Source organism: Candidatus Scalindua japonica (genome assembly GCF_002443295.1).
Classification (GTDB): domain Bacteria; phylum Planctomycetota; class Brocadiia; order Brocadiales; family Scalinduaceae; genus Scalindua; species Scalindua japonica.
This window is the reverse complement of record NZ_BAOS01000001.1, coordinates 200331-217857: the sequence shown is the minus strand read 5'-3', so window position 1 is coordinate 217857 and position 17527 is coordinate 200331. Positions and strand designations below refer to the sequence as shown.

Sequence of the window (17527 nt, the reverse complement as noted above, 5' to 3'; positions counted from 1 at the left end):
CTACGGTGCCGGACTTATTCCAACCGTAACAGTCCTGTATTTTTTCATTTGATTAAGTGTGAAATTTGATGTTCCGCTGTTGCCGGAGGTTGGCTGGAGTATGTATCCAGCACCTCCAGAGACGGGTGATCCGCCTCCGCTCTCATCCATGGTGATTGCGGTGTGGCCCGGCAGGCCAGGATCATCTACCGTGATCTTATTATTTTCAAACCCTCCCAGTCGAAGAATCATCGAATTGTCAAAGCTCGTTGTTACGGAAGGGCTGGTTGGTGAGTTGCTACCCCCTCCGTGAGAACTGAACGTATCAACCGGGTTGTTCGTGTCGTGCCCGGTCAATCGCATAATCCACCCGTATGCCTTTTTGTTGTTTGACCAGGTGAAGGTGTACGTACCGCTTTCTGATGCACCTGCCTGTTTCCACCATACGCCTAAGGTGACTTTGCTCGATGTTTGGCCAATATTTATTGTTGTCCAGCCACTCGGTGCAGAGAGTGAACTGGCGTTATTGCCAGAGGTAGCGACAGCGGCAATCAGTAGATCACTCTGTGAAGTTGCCGGCGGTTTGTCCATTATGATACTGGTCCCATCGGTACTGAGTTTCTTTTCAGTAAACTCTTCGAAGACGATGCCACCACCGCCTCCACCTCCGCCTCCGCCACTACCACTGCCAGCTGCAGCCCATTCGATAGCTCTCTTCATGATGGTTTGACCATCTGCATTGAGCGCGGAGAAGTCGTCACCCCAGGGTACCTGTACACGGCGGGCAGCTGCGGTCCCTGTATCCCACAAGTCGTCTCCGGCTTCCAGTGCTGCCAGCGCTGCACTAATAGTTCCGCATTCTCCCAGCACGCGGAGATCGAGAGCTAACGTCATACCCCCGCCAGTATAGATGTCGTACGCCGGATCAAACAAGGCCAGTGCACCTGAACTAAATCCCGACGTAATATAATGGGTGTTGTCCTGGATGGTCGTACTGCTGAAAAACCCAGATCCCTCACCAGAAGTAAGCCCTAAATCGTTACTAAGCTGGTATTCCTCGTTGACTATGCCGATAGTCGCATCCCTGAACCTGGGACCATTTACGAGAGAGGTGATCTCCTGGGAAATATACATCACATCATTCACCGCTATACCAGCGGTAAGATCAACTGTATCTGCATCGTCAGAAATTGGCGTAACAACTGCACCCCAGCCCTCCATCAATGTCTTTCGCGCTGATTCGTTTCCCGTCAGACTGAGTGAATTGTCAACGACGAAGAGCAGGTTAGTCGGAAAGGGTAACTCTAACTCTCTAACGGCCCATTTGATTGCGCGCTGCATAATGGTTTTACCATCAGCGTTGAGTGCGTTGATATCAAATCCCGCACCTCCCCAGGGCAACTGCACCCTTCTGCCGGCGGCGAAGTCTCCACCATTAAGTTCTCCTCCCGTCTCAATTACCTGCAACGAAGGCTTCCATGTGGAACCAACATTAAAAGTTTTAGATAATACAGTAACGTCTGGAGCTGGACTGCCGTCTCTCAAGGTGAGAGCCTGGAAGCTGGTTGTGGTGGTAAGCAGACCCGTACTGAACGGGGAGGTAATATAGTGTGTATTGTCTATTATGTCTATCTCATCCCGGCTCTTACTTAGCCAGCCTCCAGCGATACCAAAGTCGGACATCATTTTTTCAACAACAACACCGATCGTCGTATTGCGCAGCTTCGTCCCAAGCATCGTTTCGTCGATTGTTTGAGAAATGTACGCAACATCAGCGGTTGCTGTTGCAGTATCAAACTCGGACTGCAAAGCATCGTCAGAAATGAGTGAAATTTGATAACCCCAGCTTTCTATCAACGTTTTTCTATCGACTTCCTGCTGATTCAGACTTAAAGCGTCAGCCACAACAAAGAGCAGGTTACCTGCAGGAGCAACACTACCACTCCCGGCACCAATATGTACCGAGATTATTTTTTCCCACTGGTAGTTAAACAGTGCAGATCCATCGAAGATCAGTGTGGCTGTATCCGCTCCAGGATCATAGTCAACCAAATCGCCATCGTCGAAATTCAATCCACCCAAGATCGCGCTGTTTTTTGTAGAGAGCACTATATGACCGTTGTCCAGCACATGCACCGCATCGATAACTTCAGTCAGGGTCGTCAAGCTGGCATCGAAAAAGAGACTAGCCGTGTCGGTCAACGGGTCATATTCTACGAGGTCTCCCTTTCCAAAACTAAGTCCTCCCAGAATCGCGTTGTTTACTGTAGACAGGACGAAGTGTTCGTTATCCAGAACATGGACAGAGCTAATTTGCTCACTCGGATCGTCAAACAGCATACTACCATCAAAGATCAGCCTGGCTGTATCTGCTACGGGGTTATAGTCAATCAAATCACCGTCGTCGAAACTCAGACCGCCCAGGATTGCAGGTCCATTAGTCGAAAGCACTATATGACCGTTCGCCAACACATGTACCGCATCGATATCTGCAATCAGGGTTGTCAAGCTGCCATTGAAAAAGAGACTGGCCGTGTCGTTCACCTCGTCATACCTCACGAGGTCGATATCAGTAAAGCTGAGCCCGCCCAGGCCCGCGTCACTATCGGTAGAAATAATAGACTGAGTACCGCATCCGCCCACGGTCATGGCGTGGAGTTGGGAGATTTCCGTCGGGTCCAGCACGCGGTCGTAAATTCGCACCTCATCCAGCATTCCTGACCAGTACTCGCCATCCACTGAGTGTCCAATCCACAGATCAGCTGTTTCTGTTGTCGGCTCGTAGGTAATTGCACCCACATGCACCTCCGCACCATCAACATACAATCGTACAACATCAGTCCCATTATCAAAGCTGGCGGCCAGATGGTACCAGGTGTCTGTCTGAAGATTACTACTCGCTGATTTTACTACCTGAAAAGCTCCTGCGGCAAAGAAGCCAAACACCAGCTCATCATTCTCGATGCCGAACCAGTAGTTGGAAAGACCATTGCCGGGGATGTCCTTGGCAAGGATGGCCTTGTAGCCTCCACTTGTATTAAGCGTGTTGCCCCAGGCAGCAAAGGTCATCCCCCCGGTCAGAGATTGATTATCATTATGGGGCACATTGATATAATCGTTAGAACCGTCGAAGTCGAGCGCACCCGCAATTTTTCCGGCAACCCAATCTGTATACTGGTCCATGTTCGTCAGCGTACCATCATTACCGTTTCCACTGAAATCCGCTGCAGTGATACCATCGATCTCATTAAGTTCCCAATAGCCAATAAGGCCTGCACAGAGAGGATCCGGCATCGCAATTTGCGGCTTCACATAAAGTACATAGCTCTGATTAACGACATTATCTCCAAAGGCGCCCACGGTGGCAATGGTGGCAAAGGTGGTGTCAGTATTTTTTCGGATTTTATAACCGTAACGTCCACTTCCCAGAGAATGCATATAGTAGGTATTGGGGTTAATGCTTCCAGCACTGTATTCTACATGAAGCAAGGCTGTTTCTGCAGTTGGGTAATTATCAGAAGCACAGGCTTTAGAATTACCACCAGAATCGGTTGATTCAAATTGAATGACCATAGCGTTTCCGCTTGACCAGCCTGGACGAGCAACGATTTCCTGGACGATAGTGCTCAAATCAGGTGACTGGTAGAGATTGTTATTTGTCCACTGTGGGGAAATGGTCCAGGGTACTGAGGCAGACGTTTCGGTTCTGTTTGTAATATCCTGAAAGTTGGATGTAAATGTAGCGGCATCGTCACTGGCTTCTCCTCTAATTAACAGATACGTTGCTGGTTCTGAGGGAGATGCGTTAGACTTGAATTCTACATAGGCATTGGAGATAATGGCACCTGGAGGAATATTTACATTGAGAAAACGTACTCCGACGTATTTATCGCTACCCAGGCTCAATGTGTTAGCGGCTGACCCAGTCCTCATATTTCCACTAAAATCTTCCTCTGCGTCATCGCTAATCTGTGTTATCCTGATATCAACTGGCGGAAGAGTAGTTTCATGCAACAGTCGCCACATGGCATGGTTGGCTGCAGTCTCTGCCAGATAAGACGCCTGCATGCCATCACCGCGTTTCATCGTGGCAGATGTTTCTGTACCTACCTTAGCGAGAAAGGCCAGGCTCAGGGAACTCATTAAAACCAGGACAAGCAGGATCATGACATAGCCTATTCCTGATTCACTACGGTAGTCCCAGGGTTTATTTGTTCGAATGGAGATATGGTTTTTTTTTGTTTATGAATCATTTATTTAAATGCACAAATAAATCCGAAAATCGAATATCGAAATACGAAACAAATCAGGAATTTTAATTTTAAACGATCTAAAGTTTTGTATTTTTGGTTTTATTCATTCGTATTTGTTTCGCATTTCGTGCTTCGGATTTCGTATTTAGTTCCGTTATCTCACCCTTTTACCGTTTTTCTGAAGTACGTTTCTGACATATACATGTTCATCAAAATCTATGACCTTACCATCTTCTCCGGTGAGCTGGAGAATAATCTCAATTAACCCCGGTGATTTGTATATGGCCTGGAAATTGGTGACCTGTGTCGACAAGACTATTTGAGGCGCAGGGCTGTTTATGCCGCTATCAGGGTCAGAATGTATTTCAGTCAGGGTATTAGTAGCAGAATTATACACGTACACTACGAAAAGTATATCCTCCTCGTTAGTAGCTCCGTCTTCATCATCATCATTTACATTATCACCCTGTTGCTCGTCTACCGTTCCATCACCGTCATCATCGATCATAATAATACCGTTCTTACCGTCATTATTACTATCAGGCATCGTCCCCTCATCGATAGAACCGTCTCCATCGTTGTCCAATCCATCAAGTGGATCTTCATTATATAAACCATCTTCATCCTCATCTCTCCAATCACCTTCATCAATCTGACCATCATCGTCTTCATCAACACCCAAGATGCCGTTTCCGCACCATGAATAATCGTCACTGAGGTCTTCATCAATACGCGGAAATAGTGGGTCTCCGAAGTAGAAGTCATTGTCGCTGTTGACCAGACGGGAAAAGGCCAGGATGTCTCTTGTGTAACTGTGACCATTAGGGACTGCGACAACCGTTGTTTTCCTGAGTCCGTTTGTCATACGTTCCATGGTCAGGAGGCCTTCCTGGTGCAGGCCGGACCTGTCAGAAGCGATATTGTGTGCCTTGAGGTTTGCGGAAAGGAGGGTTACTGTTGTCCCGGCAATGATTCCCATAATGGTGATAGCCAGGACCAATTCAATAAGCGTAAAACCTTTTTCGTCAGTGGCCCTCATGATATCTTACCTATTCTGCCTTCATTATCTACGATGATGGTTGTCAGAGAACGTCCGGGCACTTCCGTTACCGATACAACAACCAGTTTTGCATTCGTCTCCGGTACAGCGTCCCCGTCCATATCCATGTTCACCACCGTCCAGGTAATAGTATAATTCTGTCCATTAATATTAACTACCTCAGAACTATCGCTGAGTGCGCCAAAGTCGGTACTTATAAGTATTTCCATCCGGCTGCGGAGCGCGCTGTCGAGAAGCATACGATCCTCCTTCGCGTTGATGGACTTCATACCTATCATGTACGGGTAGGCAACCCCCGCGGAGATGAGCCCTAAAATGACTACGGAAAATATAACTTCTACCAGGGTAAAGCCGAAAGAGGCTTTTAATTTTTCTATTTGATTAAATTGTTTTTTCAAAGACATAGTGAATCTCCGGTAAAGCTGCTAACCTGGGAAAGCCGGTTTAATGCAGATTCAGTCGGTGTAGGTGTAGGGTGGGCACTGCCCACCAGAAACATTCTCCGTCCGGTAACAATATTCGTAGGGTGCGTTTTACGCACCAGAAACACGCCAGCGTAATCAAGTATTTGTTTAATAGATAACACCATTGCCATATCCAATGTTGTTAACGGTGCATGGAATGCACCCTACTTGTCTACTTGTCCTGTATATAAATAATTGAATATATATATTATTTTGATACAATTTTAATATGGAATTTGAATATGATTCAAATAAATCCGTAATAAATAAACAAAAACACGGGGTAGACTTTGAAGAAGCGAAAACTATCTGGTCAAATACCCACGTAAAATTGCCTGCAATTACCGAAGGTGAACAAAGATACATGATTATCGGTAAAATAAAAACCCGTCTATTCTCCTGCATCTTTACAACCAGAGACAAAAAGATAAGGATAATCTCATGTAGAAGAAGCAGGACAAAAGAAAGGAACATATATCATGAAAAAATCAAAGAGTAAGATAACCTCCAAAGAATTTGATAAAGATTTTGATAACGGTAAAGATATGGGAGATTTCCTCGATAGCAAAAGGGCAAAAGTAAACAAAAAGGTCCAAAGGATTAATATTGATTTTCCCATATCTTTTTTAAATAAAATTGACAAAGAAGCACAGCACATCGGCGTTGCCAGAACAGCCCTTATCAAAATGTGGCTTGCGGAACGCCTGGAAAGATTAAACGTCAGATAATACACCATAATTTAATTTTTCAAAGAACCACAATTACGTAGGGCAGGCATTGCCTGCCGTTATTTATACAAATCCAAAATGAATGGCAATCCACTCATTCACCATAACTCGCTTCGTTTGCATCTGTTCCGTCTCCACCCCAATCCGGTAGATATAGTCCTTTCTTCACACACCTGTGAAACGTGGAATATGGCCAATCCTTAACACTTGTTACCAAACCATGCTTCACCGGGTTATAATGTATATAATTCATATGTCTATTATAATCATCTTCATTACGGATCATATGCTCCCAGAATCTCCTTTGCCAAATCGTGGATTCATTTCGTTTCCGTTTTGATGCATTCATCCAATCATCACGGCGTAAGTCCGGACCACATCGTTTTGTTATGAAACGTTTTATCATAGCCCAGCGAACACCAAAGTTTGAATCGTCCTCCGGCAGCGTCCATATACAATGAAGGTGATCCGGCAACAAAACCCAACCATCAATGATCAGTGGATGTTTTGTTTGCACATCACGAATACCGTCACGCAACGCCGTTCGAACATTTTCATCGCATAAGAATTCTTGTCGCCGATACGTCACAACAGTAAAAAAATATGTGCCTCCTTTTGCATTAGCACGCCGGTAATTCGACATTAATCACATGCCACCGGAAACAAAAATCGTAGGGTGCGTTGTACGCACCAGAAACATGCCAGCGTGATCAAGTATTTGTTTAATAGATAACATTATTGCCGCATCAAAGGTTGTTAGCGGTGCATGGAATGCACCCTACTTGCCTGGAAAGATTAAACGTCAGATAATACACCATAATTTAATTTTTCAAAGAACCACAATTACGTAGGGCAGGCATTGCCTGCCGTTATTTATACCAATCCAAAATGAATGGCAATCCACTCATTCACCATAACTCGCTTCGTTTGTATCTGTTCCGTCTCCACCCCAATCCGGTGGATATAGTCCTTTCTTCACACACCTGTGAAACGTGGAATATGGCCAATCATTAACACTTGATACCAAACCATGCTTCACCGGGTTATAATGTATATAATTCATATGTCTATTATAATCATCTTCATCACGGATCATATGCTCCCAGAATCTCCTTTGCCAAATTGTGGATTCATTTCGTTTCCGTTTTGATGCATTCATCCAATCATCACGGCGTAAGTCCGGACCACATTGTTTTGTTATGAAACGTTTTATCATAGCCCAGCGAACACCAAAGTTTGAATCGTCCTCCGGCAGCGTCCATATACAATGAAGGTGATCCGGCAACAAAACCCAACCGTCAATGATCAGTGGATGTTGTGTTTGCACATCACGAATACCGTCACGCAACGCCGTTCGAACATTTTCATCGCATAAGAATTCTTGTCGCCGATACGTCACAACAGTAAAAAAATATGTGCCTCCTTTTGCATTAGCACGCCGGTAATTCGACATTAATCACATTCCACCGGAAACGAAAATCGTAGGGTGCGTTGTACGCACCAGAAACATGCCAGCGTAATCAAGTATTTGTTTCATAGATATCAATATTGCCGTATCCTAGGTTGTTAACGGTGCATGGAATGCACCCTACTTGTCTGGAAAGATTAAACGTCAGGGTGCGTTTTACGCACCAGAAACACTAATTCACCGTGACCTTTCCGGTCAGTGCGTCGAGGGTTACGACTATCTGTTCACCTCCTAAAGCAAGTGTGACAGAGCCTCCTTTCGTCGGTGCTCCCTGTGCGTTGAAGTCTACCTGACTGCCTGCATTAAAGTCTGATACGGTGATGTCAACGCCGCTAAAGCGATTTTCATCCGTCAGCAGAATGGGGTAATTTATTCCTTTTTTAGTAGGGTATGGCATTAATACATACGACCCATTTTCCACATCATTTTCAGCCAGTTCGTCACCACCAGTAAAAAAGTCGGCATTTGATGTGTACTGCCTTACTCCAATACGCTCTTGATTTTCCACGATAACCACTCGTGTTCCTCTGCCGGAGGACATAGCGGTCAGCTGCGCGTATTCCAGTGCGGTGACGACTTCATAAGCAGCACCTTTAAGCCGGTTTTCTGTAAGTGTTGAGTGTATCGCGGGAAGACTGATCGCTGCTGTGATCCCCATAAGCATCACTACAATCAACATTTCAATAAGCGTAAAACCTGCAGACCGCCTGGAAGTTACCGTTATGTCACAAAATTGTCTTTTCATCCATCGTTTCATAGATTGTTATTTTAGTGTTATGAACAAAATAATTAAATGTACATTTGAATGTCGACAACACTTCGACTTGCCCCTCCTCTCCCTGCCTTCTCCCCCGGGGGGGAGAGAGTTTATTATCGCTATGTAACTACATTCCTGCTTATACTTATTACAATTGCAAGATTTATACCAAATAATGTATTTTGCACAAAGAAGCGTAAACCCTTGTTATATGATATGTTGCGTGGTTCTTGTCTGATGGGTATGGTATGGTTTGAAATGTTATGGTGATTTATTCAACAAAGGGGTAATTTTTTCCTCATTAATTAAATATGTAGGACCCGTTTCTCCAAACAGGCATATTATAATTTATCACGCACCCGCCAAAGAAGACGTCGGGCAAGGAGCCGGAGCCGTCCCCGTCCTCACCAGAACAGCCTTGCCGGGCGGGCGAATGGCTGGCCGGGCAGGCAGAACGCAAAGAAAAAATAAAAAAACAACCAGAGTCAAATAATGCAAAACTATTTAATGCTGGTTCAGGCTTGTAGTTGTAGGGTGGGCATTGCCGGTATAATCGAATTCTCTTCATTCTAATCTATTTAAAGCCGCCAGCTTTACGCTGACGGCTTATCAGACGATTAATTAATGCTTATCAAGGAGTTCGTCTTTCATATGTTGTCAGGAGGATAAATGGGTTTTACAGATTGTCGTGAATACCGGCAGTTCCGTCAGCCGCAATAAAAACACCTGTCTTCGAATAGAACAGCCAGCCGTTATCAGACGCTGATGAGTCTCTTACCGTAATGTCAGTTTCAGTATTGTCAACAACAACATCAAATTTGTCATTGTATGGATTTGTCGGCAATTTACCATTCTTAATATATGGTCCATACTTATACACAGCAGTTTTTGCATTTGCTATGTTACCAGCCGCATCCGTATATCGTACAAGCTGAGCGACAAAGGCTTCAGTCGTGTCAGTAACATCTATCGGCTTCGTTGTAGGTACAGCGTCTCCGGGATAGGTGGAACCATGCTCATAATAGTAGAGCTCAATTGCCTTACGACATCCAGTCAGATTGGTCTCCAGCGTGTTAAGCTTGGCATCATCTGTAGAAACGGCAATCTGTGGAATAATAATCGCTGATAATATACCGAGTACTATTACCACAATAAGCATTTCTATCAGGGTAAAACCATTCTTTTTACTTAATTCTCCCCTCTTCATATTTATCCTCCTTAATAAAAAAAAATAAAAGTCTTTACTCAAAATCACCTGGCAATTTTCCCATTATTTAATCAGGATCTACTCAGTTCTGGTAATAATATCTTATTCACTTCTTACTTACTTATCGGTAGTTTTTTTCTAAAGATTAGAAAAAAAATATGCGAAATTGTTTTTAGAAATCAGCTTATTATCTGGAAGAGAACTAGCAAATGAAATGCCAAAGCTCTACATATATTTATAACATCACGGACCAGAGTATAACCATTGTGTTGACATATCTTTACATTTCAATACTTTATAGTTATCAATAATAATAGGTAAGAATGGACGATGTAAAACATACCGCCTGATTGTGCCACCTGCTTTTTGTTGATTTTTTATACAATGTTCTCTGGTTTCTGCACAGACACTAACCTATTACCTGTGACAGCTTAAACATTGGAAGGATTATGGAAGAAACGATAATTCCGATAACCGCTCCCATTACTACCAGTGCTGCCGGTTCTATCAGGGCTGTCAACTTCTTAAGGTCCTGTTCAATTTCTAAATCGTAGTGTTTGTTCAACCTCAGCATAGCTGTCGACAAGTTGCCGGTATCCTCTCCTGTTACCACCATCTGTTTAACGGACTCCATGATGTAGGGAAAATGTACAAATTGATCTGAGAATTTTCCTCCATTCTCCATATGTTTTATGGTTTTATCGATAAAATCTCTGAAATAGCTGTTTCGAATAGTACCGCGTGTCACTTCAAGCGCTTCTATAAATGAGACCTTGCTTTCTATCAAGTTTCCCAGTATTCGAAGCAGTTCATTGGTATAAATCTTTGTACACAAATTGGATACTAATGGGCCGCTTACAAGAAACCATTCGATAAGGGCCTTTCCATGCTTACTGTCTTTGAAGATTTTTATACCTGTCAGCAGGCCGCCGCAGGATAAAATACACAACCACCAATAGCTTCGCAAAAAAGAGCTTCCATTCATCAAACAGAGAGTCGTGAACGGTAAGACACTCTCCTTTCCTTCAAATAATCCGGTAAACTTTGGCAACACGCTGACCATGATAAAAATTATCGCGAGAAAACCTAAAATACAGAGGAAAGCGGGATAGGTTAACGCGGACTTTATCTGTGATATAAGCCGTTGACGTTTTTCCTGCATTTCAACGATTTTCTCCAGAACAACATGGAGAAAACCGCCGTTCTCTCCGGCTTTAACCATGCTTGTGAACATTGTATTGAAAAACCGTGGATGTCGTTTCATAGCGTCAGAAAGCTGCCGCCCTTCCTCAACATCTTTAGTCATGGATTGTATCACTTTCTTAAAAGCCGCATTTTGAGTCTGGTTCTCTATCGTTTTAAGCGCCTGGTTCAAAGGAGTTTTAATTTCAAACATCAGGGACAGATGCGAACAGAAAAACATAAGTTCGGCTGACTTGACAGGTTTGCCAATTCTGCTGAAAATATCGTTCAGGGATATCGATTTAACGCGAGACTCTTTCTTAAGATGTATTGACGCGCTATCTTTATAATTGTTACTTAACGATAAAGCCATAGTCTTTTACCATCCGAATAAATTATTCTGATTATTTGCTCTATTTCTCAAATCGCGATCCGCCTTACCTCTTCTATGGTGGTTAAACCCTCAATTACCTTCTCATATCCAAGCTCTCTCAATCTCTGATGACCATTTCCGCTAATATGTTTTTTTATAGCGGTTGCATTCGGATTTTCCAGTATTACCGATTGGAGCTCTTCGTCTAAAGGCAGGAGTTCATAGAGCCCGAAACGTCCTTTGAAACCTGAGTCATAACAGGAAGAACACCCTTTGCCTTTGTACAACCGGATTGTTGTATCATTGTCAAATCCAAGTTCCTGCAATTCTGCCTTTGAGGGGAAGTAGCTTGTCTTACAGTCCGGACAGATTGTCCGGACGAGACGTTGTGCCTGACAACCCAGCAGGGCGGAAGAGATGAGGTATGGTTCAACTCCCATTTCCAGGAGTCGGGTAATGGCGCTGGGGCTGTCGTTCGTATGAAGCGACGAAAGAACAAGATGGCCGGTCAGTGAAGCCTGGATCGCAATTTCAGCTGTTTCACGGTCCCTGATTTCTCCCACCAGTATAATATCAGGGTCCTGACGGAGAGCATGTTTCAGAAACTTGGCAAAGTTGAGACCTATGGAATCCTTGATCTGGTTCTGGTTGATGTCATCCAACTGATATTCAACCGGATCTTCAATGGTTATAACATTTTTTTCCATGCAGTTGAGCATTGTTATAGCGGAATAGAGGGTGGTTGTCTTTCCACTGCCGGTAGGACCGCAGACCAGAATGAGCCCATGGGGTTTTCTGAGGATCGATTTAAACTGGTCCAGTATTACATTTTTAAACCCAAGCTTATTGAGGTCAAGGATGGCATTACTCTTATCCAGCACCCTCAAAACAACTTTTTCGCCATGAATGCTCGGCATTGATCCAAACCTGAGATCTACGGTCCTGCCATCTGTCCGTACCTGGATACGGCCGTCTTGGGGCATGCGCCTTTCAGAGATATCAAGACCTGCCATAATCTTTAACCTTGAGACAAGAGACGGATGAATCTCTATTTTAGGGGACATAAAGTCATACAATATTCCGTCAATCCTGACCAGTATGCGGAATTTGTTCCGCTGCGGCTCAAAATGTATATCGCTCGCACCATCTCTGATAGCCTTGAGAAGAATTTTGTTGGTCAGATTAACTATCGGGCTATCTTCAGCCATTTGTGCTAATTCATTTATCTCTTCTTCAGTTGCAGTTTCAACAAGCTCAAGATTATCGTCAAGGTGGATATCATTGACATCTGTATGACCCCCCTCTTTGTAGTATTCTTCGATAATATCAAGAATGTCATCAGTACGGCAGAGAACGGGCTGGACTACCAGGTTAGTAATTTTTGCTATTTCGTCAAACACAAAGATAGCGTTTGGATCTGACGTGGCAAGTGTCAGGATATTGTTAACCTTAAAAATGGGGATTACTTTATAACGCAGCGCCTTTTCCTTAGATAAAACATTCACAATCCTTCCGTCTACCAGCCCTTTCCTCAGCCAGACTTTTGGGATCCCATGCTGTTCTCCGAGAATACGGATCATCTCTTCTTCCGTAATGATATTATTTTCAATAAATAATTTTCCAATTGGTTTGCAGGTTTCCTTTTGTGTGGCGAGATAGACGTTTAGCTCATCAGGAGTAATACGCCCCTGGTTGACCATAATTTCGCCAAGTTTTCTTCTTTTTGGTATTAAATTATCATCTTTTAATGGTACGTTTTTAAGTGCGTCATTGATGTTTTTGTAAACGTGAAAAATCTTTATGAGCCGTGTTATCGTCAGTATGTCCCGGCATATCTCAACCAGGTTAATTATTTTCAACATTCTCTCCTGCATTGAAAGCGCTTCATGCGTCTTGACCATAAGGCCAAGTATTTCACTGTCGATGAATGACACCGCTTTGCAGTCCAGAATAATCTGCGTTTTCTGGTGGCTGATACAATCTTTGAATAGCGTATCAAGATCCTCATAATTCTTATGCGATAATGAAGCTCTTGGAGTCAGGACGGTATTTGTACCAATTTTAGTTATGTTAATTGCTGACATTGCCATCTTGCTTTCTCCTTCCCAGAGATTTGCTCATCTTTTTTTACAACGATTGAGTCCCTGTATACCTCTTTGAATATTAAAACCAGATTCGGGTCTAATTGTGTGCCGGCAACCTTTTCAATAATTGACATAGCTTCCTCCGAAGATTTTGCCGACCGGTAAGACCGCCGTGAAGTTATAGCATCGTATGTGTCAATAATAGCAATAATGCGTGCATATAATGGGATTTCATCACCTTTCAGCCCGTCAGGATATCCCTTTCCATCATAGCGCTCATGATGATGTAAAATACTGGGGGTTATAGGCACCAGTTGCTTAATATGTTTAAGGATCTCAAACCCTCTTTTTGGGTGTTCTTTAATTTTACGATACTCATCATCTTCCAGAGGCCCTTCTTTACACAGAATAGATTCAGGCACACCTATTTTCCCGACATCATGCAGGATGGCGGCCCATTTCAGGTTCTTTTTATCATCTTCTGTCAGATCCATATATTCTGCCATATTCAAGCATAATTCACTGACTCGTTCAGAGTGGCCGCTGGTATATACATCTTTCGCTTCAATAGCACAGACCATTGACTTAATCAAATTGATAACAAATCCTTCTAATTCTTTGTACAGGTCAGTATTGGTTATCAACATGGCAAGCTGCTCAGCCATAGAAATCAAGAGCCTCAATTCGCTTCTTCTGAAAGATTCTTTAAGATTAAATGAAATCAGTCCCAACCACCCGTAAAATTTGTTGTCATGTGTGATCTTTACTGCAAGTAAACGGTATTGAGCAATAAACAATTTGCTGAATTGACTGTCTGTCCTGGAATCATGAATAGTAAAATGTGTTCTCTTTTCTACTTTCTCTTGAACAGTAAGAGTTCTTATAAGCTTTCCTACAAATTTTTCCGCAATGCCAGAAAATTGCAGGTATAAACTATCTTCATTAAAGGCTATTTTACTTCCTTCATGGTTAAATAAATTGACGAAGGAGATGTCTACCCGCATTGTTTTCATGGTATCTAAAACCAGATCGTTGTTCATTTGATTGGAGGACAATAACGTTTTTATCTGGTTTGCAACCTGGGAATAGAGATATAGATCTTCGAAACTCCGGCCAAGTTCTTCAGTAATCTTCTCTTTTTCCTGCTCACCTTCCCATTTATCTTCTATAAATGATACCAGGCGGGTAAGAAACATTTCGACCCCTTTAACATCAGGAATTTCCGCGTAAGCACTTTCATCAGGTATGAGATTTTTATTTGAATTTTTGCTGTAGGCAAGCAGACACCCGACTGTCTGCTCATTGTTTCTAATGGGAACACCAAATACCGCTTTCCAGCCGTTCATAGAAGTATGACGGAATACCCCCTGGCTCATGACACTATCAGAAAACTCTTCTATCTGGCTGCTGATGGTTGTGTCTGCGCCGTCAAATCTTGAAGAGAACACCGGACCGTCACCATTCCAGACCTCAAAGTTTAACGGGCTGATTTGAGTTAAGCCGCAGAATAGTTCCTGAAAATATTCAATGTGCATAATCATCTTTTAATTCCGAAGTATTGATCAACACAATCCAATACTTTATTAAGACTAAACGGTTTTTCCATAAAATGAGTGTCGGGTATATCTTTTATCCAGTGATGCTCCTCAAAACCTATCGAGCAGCTTATAATAATGGTCAGGAAAGAATATTCCTTTTTTAATTCCTTAGTTCTTCTAAGGACTGCTTTACCGTCCATTTTTGGCATTACAACGTCTGTGATGACAGCATCCGGCAACCTGGTATTACAGATCTGAATCCCTGATTCTCCATTCTCGGCAATTATTACCTCATATCCGGCCTTTCTCAACTTAAGCTCAATAACCCTCCTTATATGGGAGTCATCATCAATGACCAGAATGGTTTTATTTATCTTCAAGGTAATATTCTCCCTTCGGAATGTTTATCTTAAAACAGGTTTCCTTTCCTGGCTCACTTTGTACTTCAACTTCTCCTCCATGGAGATTGATAATCTCAGATGTTATTGCAAGACCTAACCCTGACCCGTACTGCTCTGAAACATGTTTGTCATCGGAACGATAGGATTTATCAAAAATGCGGGGTATATCATTTTTAGAAATGCCGCCACCTGTATTGATTACCTCAAATGTCACAGTGTTGTTGTACTCGTAGAGTGAAAATGAGATTCTGCCTCCTTCAGGAGTATATTTTACCGCGTTATTCAAGATATTGTTAATCGATACCTTGAGTAGTTCTTTATCACCGTTCAGTGATGGAAATGTGTCTGGTAATAATTTTTGAAAGCTTATGTTTTTATTAAGAGCGGAAGCATTAATGGCAGCAGCACAATCTTCAAAAAGTAATTCAGTTCTGACAAAATCTCTGTTTATTACTAATTCACCTGTTTCTATTCTTGAGATATTCAAAAGATTCTGAATAAGGCGGGTTAAACGTGATGTTTCCTCACTTATGGTGTTGTAGAACTCTTTCTGCATCTCTTCCTTGTCTATTTCACCATCCATTAACATCTCATTGTATGATTTAATTGTCGTTAAAGGGGTCAGAAGTTCATGTGATACATGTGAGATAAATTCCTGCTGGGTTTTTTCTCCCATTTTCTGGAAAGTGATATTTTTGACCAGGATCATCTTGCCTATAGACTCCCCTGACTTATCAGTAAGGTTATACAGGGAGACTCCAAAAGTTTCTCCGGGAGAAAAGTTTGGGAAGGTTGTTTCAATATTCTTACCATTTCCGGCAGTTTCTATCTGTTCAAATTGCAAAATGCTCAATGCAATATCATCATTCTCGATTATCTGATCAAACGGTTGATCAAGCACGTCTTTCAATTGCCTGCCTATCAGGTTACTTATATAATCATTTATATAGTTAATATTGTCATGCAGGTCGGTGGTTATTATTCCGAAGCTCAAAGAATTCAGGAGATTAATAATTTGATCTTTCTCAAAAGAGATAGCCCCCATTTTTGTGCTCAATTCAATGTTTTCTGATTCGATCCTGGTTATCCTGTCTTGAATGTTTGAAAATGATTTATTAAGCTCTCCAATGATATTTACAATATTTGTGCCTTGTCCTCCGTTATTGCTTTCCGGTACTGACGAATGGATGATTTTTTTACTGTTTTTCATGATTTTTTGAAGAGGTTTTATGACGATGAGGACACCATAATAGAAAAGAATAATGGTAGCGAGTATAAGAAAAACTATCATAGACAAATGACTTAACCGTTCTCCTTTGAAAACCACTATTTCAGGGACTTGAAATCCTATCCTTACCGTCCCGGTCTTCTGGTTATTCTCAAAGACAGGTTTAGCATACTCATAAATCGCTTTTCCTGTACCAGGCTCATTGAAGGTCTGTTTCGTCAACCACATCGAAAATAGTGAGCTCCTCTGGATCTCCCAAGGTGAATCTTTTACTGAATCACTCATAGTAAATGAAGCGATAACCTTTCCTGTAAGGTCGTGAGCGTAGCAGTATAAAAGACCTGAATTTAAAGAATTGTTTATGAGTGTTTTGAAGAAGAGATCCCGCTTGTCAGTTTCAAAATCTTTGATTGGGTACATTGAAATAAGATTTATCAGTTGGAGGCTGTTATTAAGCACTCCTGTCCGTTTCTCCTTTTCTTCCTGTTTTAACTGGAACTTTGTAATAATTATAATCCCTATAATCAGAACGATCAAAATGCTGATGGCGATCAGTGGGATTTTATTTTGCCTGTCACTGTTTTCAGGATCTATGAATTTTTTATTAAACTTAAACATAGTATTAATCAAATAGTAAGGACTCAAATTCTTTTTCATTATTTGAGAGAATACACGACTCCAGTCATCCTTGTACTCATAACTCTATAGATTATTGTCGGTGAATCTGGCGAAAGCTTTAGTTGTTTTTTTGATGTAAACAGGGATAGGTTGAAGTATTTAAATAGCTTATGATTAACGCAATTCG

15 protein-coding genes are annotated in these 17527 nt (G+C 42.3%); 2 read left to right on the top strand and 13 right to left on the bottom strand.

Translation table 11 applies throughout. The features are described from left to right. The 4 genes from SCALIN_RS00785 to SCALIN_RS21530 form a co-directional block, all read right to left on the bottom strand. Window positions 1-4146, bottom strand: coding sequence for a LamG domain-containing protein (locus tag SCALIN_RS00785; RefSeq protein WP_096892362.1), 4146 nt, complete (start codon window positions 4144-4146; stop codon window positions 1-3). 240 nt (window positions 4147-4386) lie between these two features. Beyond that, window positions 4387-5271, bottom strand: coding sequence for a PilW family protein (locus SCALIN_RS00780; RefSeq protein WP_096892361.1), 885 nt, complete (start codon window positions 5269-5271; stop codon window positions 4387-4389). After that, window positions 5268-5696 carry a type II secretion system protein gene (locus tag SCALIN_RS00775; protein ID WP_096892360.1) on the bottom strand — a complete coding sequence of 143 codons (429 nt, stop codon included), beginning with the start codon at window positions 5694-5696 and terminating at the stop codon, window positions 5268-5270. The genes SCALIN_RS00780 and SCALIN_RS00775 overlap by 4 nt, the downstream gene beginning before the upstream one ends. Then, window positions 5687-5881, bottom strand: a complete 195-nt coding sequence (locus SCALIN_RS21530; protein ID WP_133111564.1) for a hypothetical protein — start codon at window positions 5879-5881, stop codon at window positions 5687-5689. Before SCALIN_RS21530 ends, SCALIN_RS00775 begins: the two co-directional genes overlap by 10 nt. A 104-nt stretch (window positions 5882-5985) precedes the next feature. On the opposite strand from SCALIN_RS21530, the gene SCALIN_RS00770 reads away from it, so the two are divergent. Together SCALIN_RS00770 and brnA are read left to right on the top strand one after the other, a co-directional pair. Further along, window positions 5986-6255: a BrnT family toxin gene (locus SCALIN_RS00770; RefSeq protein WP_096892359.1), complete on the top strand. Its 270-nt coding sequence runs from the start codon at window positions 5986-5988 to the stop codon at window positions 6253-6255. Beyond that, the gene (gene brnA, locus SCALIN_RS00765; protein WP_203415289.1) at window positions 6236-6484 is read left to right on the top strand and encodes a type II toxin-antitoxin system BrnA family antitoxin; all 249 of its coding nucleotides are present in this window, start codon (window positions 6236-6238) and stop codon (window positions 6482-6484) included. Before SCALIN_RS00770 ends, brnA begins: the two co-directional genes overlap by 20 nt. A gap of 94 nt (window positions 6485-6578) precedes the next feature. On the opposite strand, the gene SCALIN_RS00760 is transcribed toward brnA, so the two are convergent. The 9 genes from SCALIN_RS00760 to SCALIN_RS00715 form a co-directional block, all read right to left on the bottom strand. After that, window positions 6579-7127 carry an REP-associated tyrosine transposase gene (locus SCALIN_RS00760; protein ID WP_096892358.1) on the bottom strand — a complete coding sequence of 183 codons (549 nt, stop codon included), beginning with the start codon at window positions 7125-7127 and terminating at the stop codon, window positions 6579-6581. Between the two features lie 261 nt (window positions 7128-7388). Further along, window positions 7389-7937, bottom strand: a complete 549-nt coding sequence (locus SCALIN_RS00755; RefSeq protein WP_096892357.1) for an REP-associated tyrosine transposase — start codon at window positions 7935-7937, stop codon at window positions 7389-7391. Between the two features lie 187 nt (window positions 7938-8124). Next, window positions 8125-8697: a GspH/FimT family pseudopilin gene (locus SCALIN_RS00750; RefSeq protein ID WP_162532099.1), complete on the bottom strand. Its 573-nt coding sequence runs from the start codon at window positions 8695-8697 to the stop codon at window positions 8125-8127. A gap of 688 nt (window positions 8698-9385) precedes the next feature. Beyond that, entirely contained in the window at window positions 9386-9916 is a 531-nt protein-coding gene (locus SCALIN_RS00740; protein WP_096892354.1) for a type IV pilin protein, read from the bottom strand. A 409-nt stretch (window positions 9917-10325) separates the two neighbouring features. Continuing rightward, window positions 10326-11471 carry a type II secretion system F family protein gene (locus SCALIN_RS00735; RefSeq protein WP_096892353.1) on the bottom strand — a complete coding sequence of 382 codons (1146 nt, stop codon included), beginning with the start codon at window positions 11469-11471 and terminating at the stop codon, window positions 10326-10328. A 47-nt stretch (window positions 11472-11518) separates the two neighbouring features. Beyond that, on the bottom strand, window positions 11519-13561 hold the full coding sequence (locus tag SCALIN_RS00730) for an ATPase, T2SS/T4P/T4SS family (protein ID WP_096892352.1): 2043 nt from the start codon (window positions 13559-13561) through the stop codon (window positions 11519-11521). Beyond that, window positions 13537-15096 (bottom strand): HD-GYP domain-containing protein, encoded by a 1560-nt coding sequence (locus SCALIN_RS00725; RefSeq protein WP_096892351.1) that lies wholly within the window; start codon window positions 15094-15096, stop codon window positions 13537-13539. Before SCALIN_RS00725 ends, SCALIN_RS00730 begins: the two co-directional genes overlap by 25 nt. Next, complete coding sequence (locus tag SCALIN_RS00720) at window positions 15093-15473, bottom strand: response regulator (RefSeq protein WP_162532086.1); 381 nt, start codon at window positions 15471-15473, stop codon at window positions 15093-15095. The genes SCALIN_RS00725 and SCALIN_RS00720 overlap by 4 nt, the downstream gene beginning before the upstream one ends. After that, entirely contained in the window at window positions 15460-17340 is a 1881-nt protein-coding gene (locus SCALIN_RS00715; protein ID WP_162532085.1) for a sensor histidine kinase, read from the bottom strand. Before SCALIN_RS00715 ends, SCALIN_RS00720 begins: the two co-directional genes overlap by 14 nt. Window positions 17341-17527: the final 187 nt, after the last annotated feature.